We start from the raw sequence: 12,448 nt of genomic DNA on the forward strand, positions 1-12,448 counted from the left end.
TCCTTTCTTAGTGCAGCGACGGCTTGGGTGCAGCGGGCTCAGCCGATTTACGGGTCTCGGTGAACAGCAGCAGCGGCGCGACGCGCAGGTATTCCATGACTTCCATGTAGTCGCTTTCGCCGTCTTCGGACTCTTCCAGGGCGTCTTGCACCTGAGAGATGGCGGCCAGGTCCTGCAGCACTTCCTGGGCATCGGTGCTCAGGTCGAGGCCGCCGGCGTTCACGCCGAAACCGTGGAGGAAGCCTTGGCACCATTGGCCCAACGCGGCGGCGCGCTCGGTGAGCGGCGCGTCATCGGTAGGCAGCAGCAAGACGACGGTGACGTCATCACCGGTCAGCTCGCCTTTAACCATCTCTTGCAGGCCGATGAGCGCATTGCGCACGTTTTCGGTAGGCTCGGTTTCCAGCAGCTCGGCGACGTCGGCCAGCCAGTTGTCGGCATCAAAGCCGACACCGGTGCAGCTGCGGCCCAGCAGCACGCCGTGCAGTTCGGCAGGCGAGCAAGGATGACCGCTGGAACTCAGCAGTTTGGAAAAAGCATCGTACGGGGAGTTCTGAATGGGCATGGTGAGCTAGGCGCCAGACGGCGCAATGTCTAGAATGAAGCGCTGTATCCTAGCATCGGCAGACGTACCAAGACTATCAAGGGCGTCAGATCGTTTATCCAGCAGTTGCCATTCATCAGACAAAATCCAGTGGAACCCAATGGAAGACACCGACCTGCAAGCGCTGATGGCCAGACTCGAGCTGCTAATTAACCGGGTCGAGCAACTTAAGAGCCAAAACGGACTCCTATTAGCTCAGGAAAAGACCTGGCGCGAGGAACGCGCTCACCTCATTGAAAAAAACGAAATCGCCCGGCGTAAGGTCGAATCGATGATTTCGCGCCTGAAGGCCCTGGAGCAAGACTCATGAGTTCAAGCAATAGCGTCACCGTGCAGATTCTCGACAAAGAATATTCGATCATCTGCCCCCAGGAAGAACGCAGCAACCTGGTGAGCGCTGCCCGCTACCTGGACGGCAAGATGCGCGAAATCCGCAGCAGCGGCAAAGTCATCGGCGCCGATCGCATCGCCGTGATGGCCGCCCTGAACATTACCCACGATCTGCTGCATAAGCAGGAACGGCCTGACGTGCAGGCCAGCGGCTCGACGCGCGAGCAGGTGCGCGACCTGCTGGAGCGGGTCGATCTGGTACTTTCTACCGATCCAGAGCCACCCAAGGGCTGATTGCGGCGTCGGTTTCGGGTATACTCGCCCCACTCCCTGGCGTGCTTGCCAGTCGGCGATGTCCCTGAGCCGATTCGCACTACCCTGGAAGTTACACGTTGGGCTGGTGTGCATGTCCGCTAGACGGAAAGCCTTAAAGCCTACTGTTTCTTCCACCTTGAACTTTCGGGTTCAAGGGCTAAGTCGACAGCGGTTCTGTCGGGGAGCCTGATTCCCAAATCCAATGCCAGTCCCAGGACTGGCATTGTTTTATGAGCCGAAAACCATGACCGAACCTGCGCCGCTTTCACGCCCGCAACTTCGACGCATGCTGCGCAAAGCCCGCCGCGCCCTGACGCCAAGCGAGCAACGCCAGGCCGCCCTGGGCCTGTATCGGCAACTGGCACAGCACCCGCTGTTTCGCCGGGCCAAACACCTATCCTTATATCTACCGACGGACGGTGAAATCGATCCGCGCCTGCTGCTGCGCGCTGCACAGCGCCGGGGCAAGGCGACTTACCTGCCGGTGCTCAGTGCATGGCCGCGAACCAAGATGGTGTTCCAGCGAGTGCGCCCCGGCGAAAAGCTGAGGCCCAACCGTTTTCGCATCCTCGAGCCCCAGGTAAATGCCAGCCGACAACGCAAGGTCTGGGCGCTGGACCTGGTGCTGCTGCCACTGGTTGGCTTTGATGATGAGGGCGGACGGTTGGGCATGGGCGGCGGGTTTTATGACCGCAGCCTGGCCTACATGGCCCGCCGGAAATCCTGGCGCAAGCCGACGCTGTTGGGCCTGGCCCATGAATGCCAGAAGGTCGAACGATTGGCACAGGCAAGCTGGGATGTACCGCTTGAGGGCACAGTCACCGATAAGGATTGGTATATAGCAGAGACGCTACTGGAATCAGCAGCGCCTTGAAGACGGGTCAGCGTTTGAACGGTTGCGGCTGTTGCTGTGCGAGTTCAATCGGTGCGTCAGTCTTGTTCGACCACAAGCTCTGCGCATAGCCGGTGGTCACAACGCCCAGGCCGAACAAAATAACCAAAATCCATAGTAAATCCGGTTTGCGTTTCATCGATTGCCCCCCTTCAGGCATCTTGCACACGATGACAGCAACGTTCCATTAGTAGTCCGTGCCAGCTGCGTCAAGCTCAAAACCCCGGCATTCTGCGTTAACGTGAACCAACACGCAAACCTTGACGCCAACCGACTGTCGGTTTGTCATAAAATTGCAGGACAACTTTCCCAATCGACTTTTGAGGAGCGAAAACATGGCCTATTGGCTGATGAAATCCGAGCCCGATGAACTGTCCATCAAGGGCCTGGAAAAGCTCGGCGAGGCCCGGTGGGACGGGGTGCGCAACTACCAGGCGCGGAACTTCCTGCGGGCGATGGCGGTGGGTGACCAGTTCTTCTTCTACCACTCCAGCTGCCCGGAACCGGGGATTGCCGGCATCGGTAAAATCGTCGAGGCAGCCTACCCGGACCCGACCGCGCTGGAGCCCGACAGTCATTATTTCGACGCCAAGGCCAGCCCTGAAAAAAACCCGTGGAGCGCGATCAATGTTGCCCACGTCGAGACCTTTGCGAAGGTCCTGGGGCTGGGCTATCTGAAACAGCAAACCGCCCTCGCCGAGTTGCCCCTGGTGCAAAAAGGCAGCCGCCTTTCGGTGATGCCGGTCACCGCCGAGCAATGGGCCGCCGTACTCGGCCTGCGCTGAAACAGCAGAACCCTGCGGTCACGCCCATGGCGCATGCATCTGCGCGCCAACCGGGTTAGGCTGGCGCTTCATTTGACCCGCATCAAGGGCCTCCGGGCAGGATCGGTCAAACTAGGACGCTAACGCCGCAGGATGCACCCATGTCGACGAACCACCGCACCTCCCATCTTTTCGCCATTCCATTGATTGTCTTGCTGCTGGCCGCCGGCGGCTTCGGCTATTGGCAATCCACCCAAGACCGCCTGCCCGAAGGCTTGAGCATGGGCAATGGCCGGCTGGAATCGACTGAAGTGCAGATCGCCGCCAAGATCCCCGGTCGCCTCGCCGAAGTGCGGGTGGACGAAGGCGACAAGGTGCTCAAGGGCCAACTGCTGGCGCGCATGGACACCCGCACCCTGGAAGCCCAGCGCGCCCAGGCCGAAGCCGAAGTGCTGCGGGCCAGGGAGAATTTCGCTGCTGCCGAAGCCAATGTGCAACTGCGCCGGAGCGAACAACTGCTGGCCAGCCAGGAACTCAAGCGCACCCAGGAGCTGTACAAGCGCGGCTTCGCCAGCGGCCAGCTGATCGACCAGCAGCAGGCCCGGCAAAACACCGGCAACGCTGCCGTGGTCGCCGCCCAGGCCCAGGTCAATTCGGTAAAGGCCGCCATCGGCGCCGCCCAGGCTCAGGTCGCCCAGCTCACCAGTGAAATCGAAGACAGCAGCCTGCGGGCGCCTATCGACGGCATCATCCAGCTACGCCTGGCCGAACCCGGCGAAGTGCTCGGCGCGGGTGGTCGCGTGTTACTGCTGATCGACCCCAACGACCAATACATGAACCTGTATCTGCCCGCTTCAGTCACAGGCGCTTTGACCGTGGGCAGCGAAGCGCGGATCGTCCTCGACGCCCTGCCGAAGCAACCGCTGCCGGCGAAAATCAGCTTCGTCGCCGCCAAATCGCAGTTCACCCCCAAGGAAGTGGAAACCCGCGACGAACGCCAGAAGCTGGTGTTCCGGGTCAAGCTGCGCCTGACCCAACCAAGCGCCGTGCCCCAAGCCAAACCGGGCATGCCCGGCGCCGGCTATGTGCGCACCGCTGACCTGGACTGGCCGGCCAACCTGCAATGAACGGCCTGGCGCTGCACGCCACGGGGATCAACCATCGCTACGGCAAGCAACAGGCGCTGATCGACATCGCCTTCAGCCTGCCTGCCGGCACACGCTGCGGGTTGATCGGCCCGGACGGCGCCGGCAAGTCGAGCCTGCTGGGCTTGATCGCCGGGGTCAAAAAGCTTCAACAGGGCGAGCTGCAAGTACTCGGTGGCGCCATCGAAGACCGCCGCCACCGCAACAGCCTGTACCCGCGTATCGCCTTCATGCCTCAAGGCCTGGGCGGTAACCTTTACCCCGAGCTGTCCATCAGCGAAAACATCCGGTTCTTTGCCACGCTGTTCGGCCTGTCAAAAGCCGATTGCGACCAGCGCATGCACAACCTGCTGCTGGCCACTGACCTCGAGCGTTTCGCCGAGCGACCTGCCGGCAAGCTCTCCGGCGGCATGAAGCAGAAACTCGGCCTGTGCTGTGCACTGATCCACGACCCGGACCTGTTGATCCTCGACGAACCCACCACCGGCGTCGACCCGCTGTCCCGTCGACGCTTCTGGGAACTGGTGGAAACCGTACGCAGCGAACGCCCGCAGCTCACACTGCTGGTGGCCACCGCCTACATGGAAGAAGCCGAGCAGTTTGAACACTGCCTGATGCTCGACCGCGGCAAGCTGATCGCCGACGGCCTGAGCAGCGAACTCGCCGCCGCGACGCCCAGCGGCAAACTGGACGAAGCCTTCACCCATTTCCAGGGCGACAGCGCCCATAACAACGAACCCCTGGTGATTCCGCCACGGCAAAGCGACAACACCGACATCGCCATCGAAGCCCACGACCTGACCCTGCGCTTCGGCGACTTCACGGCAGTCAACAAGGTCAGCTTCGCGATTGGCCGGGGCGAGATCTTTGGTTTCCTCGGCTCCAACGGCTGCGGCAAGACCACCACCATGAAAGTCCTCACCGGGTTGATGCCCGCCACCGAGGGCACCGCCACGCTGCTGGGCAACCCGGTCAACGCCAAGGACCTGGCCACCCGCAAGCGCGTGGGTTTCATGTCGCAAAGCTTCTCGCTGTACGGCGAACTCAGCGTGCGCCAGAACCTGGTGCTGCATGCGCAGTTGTTCGACCTGCCCAAGGCCGGGAGCGGCCAGCGCATCGACGAGTTGATCAAGCGTTTTGACCTGGGCGACGTTGCCGAGCAGCCGTCCGGCGAGTTGCCGCTGGGCCTGCGCCAGCGCTTGTCCCTGGCGGTGGCGGTGCTGCACCGCCCGGAAGTGCTGATCCTCGATGAGCCGACCTCGGGCGTCGACCCGGCCGCGCGGGATGACTTCTGGCGGCTGCTGATCGAACTGTCCCGGGAACAGGGCGTGACGATCTTCCTGTCCACCCACTTCATGAACGAAGCCCAGCGCTGCGACCGCATCTCGCTGATGCACGCGGGCAAGGTGCTGGCCTGCGACACGCCGGACGCGCTGCAACAGCAGTTCCACGGCGAAACCCTGGAAGCAGCGTTCGTCACCTGCTTGGAACAGGCCCAAGGCGCGCCCGAAGCGGCCACCGCGCCCTCCGAAACCGTCAGCGAACCCATGGCCCCACCCGTCAGCAAACACGGGTTCAGCGTCGCCCGCCTGTTGGCCGTGGCCAGCCGCGAAGGCAAGGAATTGCTGCGGGACAAAGTGCGCATGGCCTTCGCCCTGTTGGGGGCGATTTTCATGATGGTGATCTTCGGCTACGGCATATCCCTGGACGTGGAGAAGCTCGCCTTCGCCGTCTACGACCAGGACCAGACGCCGCAAAGCCGCGCCTATCTGGAGGCCTTTCGCAGTTCGCGCTATTTCGCCGAACAGCCGCCGATCACTGACTCCAACGAACTGCACAAACGCCTGCAACGCTCGGAAATCAAACTGGCGCTGGAGATTCCGCCAGGGTTCGGCCGCGATCTCTACGCCGGCCGCCAACCCGCCGTGGCCGCCTGGCTCGATGGCGGCATGCCGTTCCGTGCGGAAACCAGCCGCAATTATGTCGAGGCCGTGCACCAGGCCAACCTCCAACAACTGGCCGAACTGAACAGCACACCATTGAATCAGCAAGCCGCCGCCAAACTGGAAACCCGCTTTCGCTACAACCAGGACGTGGTCAGCGTGAACGCTATCGGTCCCGGCGTGATGGCGCTGATCCTCGCGTTTATCCCGGCGATGCTCACGGCCCTGGGGATCGTGCGCGAGAAGGAACTGGGCTCCATCACCAACTTCTACGCCACACCCCTGACCCGCCTGGAATTCCTGTTGGGCAAGCAGGCGCCGTACCTGGCCGTGAGCCTGATCAACCTGGGCCTGCTGGTGGCGATGAACCGCTGGCTGTTCGGCGTGCCGTTCAAGGGCAGCGGCGTGACCCTGGCTTTCGGCGGCCTGCTGTATGTGCTGGCCACCACTAGCATGGGCCTGCTGATTTCCGCGTTCACCCGCACCCAGATCGCAGCGATCCTCGGCACCATGATCATCACCAGCCTGCCGACCATCCAGTTCTCCGGGCTGATCGTGCCGCGCTCGTCCCTGGAAGGCGCCGCCGCGTTGATGGGCATGTTGTTTCCGGCGGGCTACTTCCTCGACATTGCGGTGGGCACCTTTACCAAGGCCCTGGACCTGCGTCAGCTATGGCCACAGTGCCTGGCGCTGTTCGGGTTTTTCCTGGGGTTCACCGGGCTTAGCCTGATCATGCTCAAGAAGCAGGAGGCCTGAGATGCACAAGTTCGCCCATATCCTGCGCCTCGGCATCAAGGAACTGACCAGCCTGCGCCACGACAGCGTGTTGCTGCTGTTCCTGTTCTACGCCTTTACCGTCGCCATCTATATGCCCGCCGCCGGCTCGGTGATCGGTGTGCACAACGCCAGCGTGGCCTTTGTGGATGAAGACCACAGCGCGCTTTCCCGGCAACTGGCCGAAGCACTGCAACCGCCGGAATTCCAGGCGGCGGTGCCGTTGCCGTACGACCAACTGGACAAGGTGATGGACAGCGGCCAGTACACCTTCGTGATCAACGTGCCGGCGAATTTCCAGGCCGACCTGTTGGCCGGGCGCCAGCCGGGGGTGCAGGTCAACGTCGATGCCACGGCCATGAGCCAGGCATTCATGGGTGCCGGGTATATCGGGCGGATTTTCCAGCGGGAATTGCTGACCTATGGCAACCAGGCCGATGCCGCCCAAAAGGCGCCGGCGCTGCTGACCACCCGGGCGCTGTTCAATACCAACCTGGAAGGCGGCTGGTTTCTGGCGGTGATCCAGATCGTCAACAACATCACCATCCTCGCCATCGTGCTGACCGGCACCGCGCTGCTGCGTGAGCGCGAACACGGCACCCTCGACCATTTGCTGGTGCTGCCGCTGACTGCGCTGGAAATCATGCTGGCGAAAATCTGGAGCAACATGCTGGTGGTGGTGCTGTGCACCTGGCTGTCGCTGGAAGTGGTGGTGAAAGGCTTGCTCGGCGTGCCGCTGGCCGGGTCGCTGACTTTGTTTTTGCTGGTGACGGCGCTGTACCTGTTTGCCAGTACTGCCCTCGGCATCTTCCTCGCCACCCTCGCCCGCTCGACGCCGCAGTTTGGCCTGCTGGCGATCCCGGTGATTATCCCGATGCTGCTGTTGTCCGGCGGCAGCACGCCGCTGGACAGCATGCCGCAGTGGTTGCAATGGGTGATGCAGGGCTCGCCGTCGACGCACTTTGTGAGCCTGAGTGCGGCGATTCTGTTCCGGGATGCGGGTGTGAATGTGGTGTGGCCGGACTTGCTGGCGCTGGCGGGGATTGGGTTGCTGTTCTTTGCGGTGGCGTTGGCGCGGTTCAGGAAGAGCCTGGCTTCCTGAGGTGTCTGTCAGGGCCTCTTCGCGAGCAAGCCCGCTCCCACACTTGACCGAGTTCTAACATGAGAATGCGGTTAAATGTGGGAGCGGGCTTGCTCGCGAAGGGCGCGAAGCGACCGGCTTACTGGATGATCAGGTTGTTGAACAACAGATCCTCAACCTGCGGCTTGCCGGTTTCGTCGTTCATCACTTGCTGGGTCTGCTTCAGGGCTTCCTGGCGCAGTTTTTCCTTCCCATCAACGCTGCTCATGGTGTCGTTGGTCTGCTGGGTAAACAGCGCCACCAACTGGTTGCGAATCAGCGCGTCGTTGGCTTTCACAGCAGCGGCTGCCTCGGGACCGGTGACCCGCAGGGCGATATCCGCCTTGAACACCCGCAGCTTCGCGGTGCCATCCAGGCCGTAGTTACCGACAAACGGCGGGCTCAGGCTGATATAGCTGACCTTCGGCGCTTCGCCTTCTTTGGCTTCTTCGGCCAGGGCTGCCGTCGGCAGTGTCAGGGCCAGCATCAACAGGATCCACGCTTTCACAGTTCATTCCTCAATTCGGTTGCCCAGTAGCATAACGCTAGCAGCCCTGAGCACAAGCTTATGGCGACTTATCAGGCCGGGGCATGCTCGTTGACCCGTCGCCCTGCCCACCTACACTTATCGGCCAACACGCCAAAAGGAATAGTCCGATGAAAGCTGTGCTGTGCAAAGCCTTCGGCCCCGCCGAAACCCTGGTGCTGGAAGACGTCGAAAGCCCGGCGATCAAGAAGAACGAAATCCTGTTGGACGTGCATGCGGCCGGGGTCAATTTCCCGGACACCCTGATCATCGAAGGCAAGTACCAGTTCAAGCCGCCCTTCCCGTTTTCGCCGGGCGGTGAAGCGGCAGGCGTGATCAGCCAAGTCGGTGAGAACGTCAGCCACCTGAAGGTCGGTGACCGGGTGATGGCCCTGACCGGCTGGGGCAGCTTCGCCGAGCAGGTCGCGGTGCCGGGCTACAACGTGCTGCCGATCCCGCCGAGCATGGACTTCAACACCGCCGCCGCCTTCAGCATGACCTACGGCACGTCGATGCACGCCCTGAGGCAACGGGCCAACCTGCAACCCGGGGAAACCCTGCTGGTGCTCGGTGCCTCCGGCGGCGTCGGCCTGGCTGCGGTGGAAATCGGCAAGGCCATGGGCGCCCGAGTGATCGCCGCGGCCAGCAGCGCCGACAAGCTGGCGGTGGCCAAGGCTGCCGGTGCCGATGAGTTGATCAACTACAGCGAAGCCAGCCTCAAGGACGAGATCAAACGCCTTACCGGCGGCAACGGCGTGGATGTGATCTACGACCCGGTGGGCGGCGACCTGTTTGACCAGGCCATTCGCGGCATCGCCTGGAATGGCCGGCTGCTGGTGGTGGGCTTTGCCAGCGGGCGCATTCCTGAGTTGCCAGTAAACCTGGCGCTGCTCAAGGGCGCGGCGGTGGTCGGGGTGTTCTGGGGGTCGTTCGCCCAGCGCCAGCCGCAGGACAATGCCGCCAACTTTCAGCAACTGTTCGGCTGGTTCGCCGAGGGCAAGTTGAAGCCGCTGGTGTCCCAGGTGTACCCGCTGGAGCAGGCGGCGCAGGCGATCAACGACCTCGGCCAGCGCAAGGCTGTGGGCAAGGTCGTGGTGCAGCTACGCTGACTATTGTTTCATTTTGTCCGCGGAGTGCCTGGGCCCATGATCGGCCGAGGCACTCACTCACTGGCAGGAATGAATAATGGTCACACCGCTGCGCGCGCTGTTTCTGGGGTTGTTGATGATGGTGTCGGCTCACGCCTTTGCCCATAAAGAGGGCAAGGATGTACGCGGGCTGAACAACGTGACGGTGCTGATCGTGCGCCATGCGGAAAAACCCGATGAAGGTCCGTTGCTGAGCCCCAAGGGCGAACAGCGGGCGGCGGCCTACGCCAGCTATTTCGACCCGCTGCTGTTGAACGGCATCTCCGTGGTGCCCCAGCGGCTGATCGCTACCAGCGACAGCAAGGAAAGCTCTCGCCCGCGCCTGACCCTGACACCCCTGGCCCAGCGCCTGCAGCTCCCGCTTGAAACACCCTACTCAGACGATCAAGTCGGCAAGCTGGTGAAGTCCCTGCGCAAGTCCAACCAGGCGCAGACCGTGTTGATCGCCTGGCATCACGGGCATATCGACAAGTTGATCGAGGCCTTCGGCGGTGACGGCGCGGCGCTGACCGGCATGAAGAAATGGCCGGAAAATGTGTATGACTGGCTGATCGTGTTGCGCTTCGACGACCAGGGTCAACTGGTGGAATCCCGCAGCCAGAAGATCCAGGAACACCTGCTTCCAGGTGATATCGCAGCCGCCAACGGCAACTGAACCGAATCACTGCCTGTGGTAAGGGAGCTTGCTCCCTCACCACAGCTTCTTGGCATCCCCTCCTGAAAACGCCCCTCACTTGTCTCTAAGCGACATGTTCGTAAAAGAACATGCAATTGCACTCAATTCCTATGCCCGCAGATAAGAGGCGGTGCTATTTTCGGTAACGAAACTGTAACATTCGCATCCGCAGTCAAAACAAGAAATCTGGAGCTCTTGAATGTTTGCTTTCTTCCGTCCTGCCGCACATCAGGCGCCCCTGCCTGAAGAAAAAATAGACAGCACGTACCGACGCCTGCGCTGGCAGATCTTCGCCGGTATTTTCTTCGGTTACGCCGGGTACTACCTGCTGCGCAAGAACTTCTCCCTGGCCATGCCGTACCTGATCGACGAGGGTTACACCCGTGGCCAGCTGGGCCTGGCAATGTCGGCGATCGCAATTGCCTACGGCCTGTCCAAGTTCCTCATGGGCCTGGTGTCCGACCGCTCCAACCCGCGCTACTTCCTGCCCTTCGGCCTGTTGGTGTCCGCCGGGGTGATGTTCATTTTCGGTTTCGCACCTTGGGCTACCTCCAGCGTGACCATGATGTTCATTCTGCTGTTCATCAACGGCTGGGCCCAGGGCATGGGCTGGCCGCCAAGTGGGCGGACCATGGTGCACTGGTGGTCGCAGAAGGAACGCGGCGGTGTGGTTTCCGTATGGAACGTGGCGCATAACGTCGGCGGCGGCTTGATCGGCCCGCTGTTCCTGCTGGGCATGGCCTGGTTCAACGACTGGCACGCGGCGTTCTACGTGCCGGCCACCGTGGCCCTGCTGGTGGCGGCATTTGCCTTCATCACCATGCGCGACACCCCGCAATCGGTGGGCCTGCCGCCCATCGAGCAATACAAGAACGACTACCCGGAAGGCTACGACGCCAGCCACGAGGACGAATTCAGCGCCAAGGAAATCTTCGTCAAGTACGTGCTGCGCAACAAAATGCTGTGGTACATCGCCTTCGCCAACGTCTTCGTCTACCTGCTGCGCTACGGCGTGCTGGACTGGGCGCCGACGTACCTCAAGGAAGCCAAGCACTTCGACGTGGATAAAACCTCGTGGGCGTACTTCTTCTACGAGTGGGCGGGCATTCCGGGCACGCTGCTGTGCGGCTGGATGTCAGACAAGATCTTCCGTGGCAACCGTGGCCTGACCGGCATTGTGTTCATGGGCCTGGTCACCGTGGCGACCCTGGTTTACTGGCTCAACCCGCCGGGCAACCCGATGATCGACATGATCGCGCTGTTCTCCATCGGCTTCCTGATCTACGGTCCGGTGATGCTGATCGGCCTGCAGGCGCTGGAACTGGCACCGAAAAAAGCCGCCGGTACCGCAGCGGGCTTTACGGGCTTGTTCGGTTACCTGGGTGGTTCAGTGGCAGCGAGTGCGGCCATGGGCTACACCGTTGACCATTTCGGCTGGGACGGTGGTTTCGTATTGCTGATCGGCGCGTGCCTGCTGGCCATCGCGTTCCTGATCCCCACCTTGTGGCATACCAATAGCGTCAGTGCCGCACGTTAATCGTCGGAACAGCCTTTGGAACACCGCTTGAGCCGCGCCTCCAGATTCTTGTCTGGCATGGCGTGGCTACGCAGGGCGTTGACGGTCTGCTCGACATAATCGCGCGTAGTGCCGTAACGCCCGCAAGCGCTTTGCAACACGTGATTCAGCACGATGTCGGGCAAATTGCCGGCATAACTGGGCAGGTGCCGCTCCAGGACAAATCCCAATGCCTGCACCTGGCTGCCATCTTCCAGACGACAGCTGAGCCAGTGCGGCCGGTACGAGGGATACGGCATCTCGCGCTGCCACAGGGCATACAGCGAGGCCTCCAGTTGATCTTCCGGCAAGCGGTAGGCAAACCCGCTGCACGAGCCGCCGCGATCCAGGCCAAACACCAACCCCGGTATTTCCGGCGTGCCCCGGTGCTCATGAGACCACAGGTACAAGCCCCGGTGATAACCGTGGACCCGCGCCCGCATCCGCTGTGTCGACGAACATTCAGGCCGCCAGATCAGCGAACCGTAAGCGAATAGCCAGACCGGCCCACCCTTATGCAAAGCCATGGTGGCTTGCATCGAGCTCATCAACTGTTCGTGAGTGAGTTGCGGCCCCAGATCGAGCCGCGGAGGGTAAGCCAATTGCAAAAGATCAGATTCAATGGCGGTCATGGCAAATCGCTTAGGTCTCCTTTG

The 12,448-nt window shown here is 61.8% G+C and carries 14 protein-coding genes and 1 other RNA gene; 11 read left to right on the forward strand and 4 right to left on the reverse strand.

All coding sequences use genetic code 11. From position 1 onward, the window contains the following. Positions 1-7 precede the first annotated feature (7 nt). Positions 8-565: a YecA family protein gene (locus HX807_RS14550; protein WP_003213952.1), complete on the reverse strand. Its 558-nt coding sequence runs from the start codon at positions 563-565 to the stop codon at positions 8-10. 139 nt (positions 566-704) lie between these two features. On the opposite strand from HX807_RS14550, the gene HX807_RS14555 reads away from it, so the two are divergent. From HX807_RS14555 to HX807_RS14570, 4 genes are all read left to right on the forward strand, one after another. Further along, on the forward strand, positions 705-914 hold the full coding sequence (locus tag HX807_RS14555; protein ID WP_003213954.1) for a TIGR02449 family protein: 210 nt from the start codon (positions 705-707) through the stop codon (positions 912-914). Then, entirely contained in the window at positions 911-1,228 is a 318-nt protein-coding gene (locus HX807_RS14560) for a cell division protein ZapA (protein ID WP_003213956.1), read from the forward strand. Before HX807_RS14555 ends, HX807_RS14560 begins: the two co-directional genes overlap by 4 nt. Before the next feature lie 30 nt (positions 1,229-1,258). Next, a non-coding RNA gene (gene ssrS / locus HX807_RS14565) (6S RNA) lies at positions 1,259-1,437 on the forward strand. Positions 1,438-1,493: 56 nt separating this feature from the next. Continuing rightward, positions 1,494-2,123, forward strand: a complete 630-nt coding sequence (locus HX807_RS14570) for a 5-formyltetrahydrofolate cyclo-ligase (RefSeq protein WP_102370312.1) — start codon at positions 1,494-1,496, stop codon at positions 2,121-2,123. Between the two features lie 7 nt (positions 2,124-2,130). On the opposite strand, the gene HX807_RS14575 is transcribed toward HX807_RS14570, so the two are convergent. Beyond that, positions 2,131-2,280, reverse strand: coding sequence for a hypothetical protein (locus tag HX807_RS14575; protein WP_003213959.1), 150 nt, complete (start codon positions 2,278-2,280; stop codon positions 2,131-2,133). A 196-nt stretch (positions 2,281-2,476) separates the two neighbouring features. Between HX807_RS14575 and HX807_RS14580 the strand changes: the two genes are divergently transcribed. The 4 genes from HX807_RS14580 (at position 2,477) to HX807_RS14595 (ending at position 7,869) form a co-directional block, all read left to right on the forward strand. Further along, the gene (locus tag HX807_RS14580; RefSeq protein WP_003213961.1) at positions 2,477-2,926 is read left to right on the forward strand and encodes an EVE domain-containing protein; all 450 of its coding nucleotides are present in this window, start codon (positions 2,477-2,479) and stop codon (positions 2,924-2,926) included. Positions 2,927-3,066: 140 nt separating this feature from the next. After that, on the forward strand, positions 3,067-4,032 hold the full coding sequence (locus HX807_RS14585; RefSeq protein ID WP_003213963.1) for an HlyD family secretion protein: 966 nt from the start codon (positions 3,067-3,069) through the stop codon (positions 4,030-4,032). Further along, positions 4,029-6,749 (forward strand): ribosome-associated ATPase/putative transporter RbbA, encoded by a 2,721-nt coding sequence (rbbA, locus tag HX807_RS14590; RefSeq protein WP_177050309.1) that lies wholly within the window; start codon positions 4,029-4,031, stop codon positions 6,747-6,749. The genes HX807_RS14585 and rbbA overlap by 4 nt, the downstream gene beginning before the upstream one ends. Position 6,750: 1 nt before the next feature. Beyond that, positions 6,751-7,869 carry an ABC transporter permease gene (locus HX807_RS14595; protein ID WP_003213965.1) on the forward strand — a complete coding sequence of 373 codons (1,119 nt, stop codon included), beginning with the start codon at positions 6,751-6,753 and terminating at the stop codon, positions 7,867-7,869. A gap of 118 nt (positions 7,870-7,987) precedes the next feature. Here the strand turns inward: HX807_RS14595 and HX807_RS14600 are convergent, their stop codons facing one another. Then, the gene (locus tag HX807_RS14600) at positions 7,988-8,395 is read right to left on the reverse strand and encodes a flagellar basal body-associated protein FliL (RefSeq protein ID WP_003213967.1); all 408 of its coding nucleotides are present in this window, start codon (positions 8,393-8,395) and stop codon (positions 7,988-7,990) included. A gap of 149 nt (positions 8,396-8,544) precedes the next feature. Between HX807_RS14600 and HX807_RS14605 the strand changes: the two genes are divergently transcribed. The 3 genes from HX807_RS14605 to glpT all read left to right on the forward strand — a co-directional run bounded on the left by HX807_RS14605 (position 8,545) and on the right by glpT (position 11,774). Next, on the forward strand, positions 8,545-9,522 hold the full coding sequence (locus tag HX807_RS14605; protein ID WP_087693288.1) for an NADPH:quinone oxidoreductase family protein: 978 nt from the start codon (positions 8,545-8,547) through the stop codon (positions 9,520-9,522). A 76-nt stretch (positions 9,523-9,598) separates the two neighbouring features. After that, on the forward strand, positions 9,599-10,216 hold the full coding sequence (locus HX807_RS14610; RefSeq protein ID WP_008438881.1) for a flagellar basal body-associated protein FliL: 618 nt from the start codon (positions 9,599-9,601) through the stop codon (positions 10,214-10,216). A gap of 220 nt (positions 10,217-10,436) precedes the next feature. Continuing rightward, entirely contained in the window at positions 10,437-11,774 is a 1,338-nt protein-coding gene (gene glpT / locus HX807_RS14615; protein WP_003213972.1) for a glycerol-3-phosphate transporter, read from the forward strand. Here the strand turns inward: glpT and HX807_RS14620 are convergent. Next, entirely contained in the window at positions 11,771-12,424 is a 654-nt protein-coding gene (locus HX807_RS14620) for a gamma-glutamylcyclotransferase (protein WP_003213974.1), read from the reverse strand. The two genes, glpT and HX807_RS14620, sit on opposite strands and share 4 nt — an antisense overlap. Positions 12,425-12,448 lie beyond the last annotated feature (24 nt).

Source organism: Pseudomonas sp. D8002 (assembly GCF_013385695.1).
Lineage (GTDB): Bacteria > Pseudomonadota > Gammaproteobacteria > Pseudomonadales > Pseudomonadaceae > Aquipseudomonas.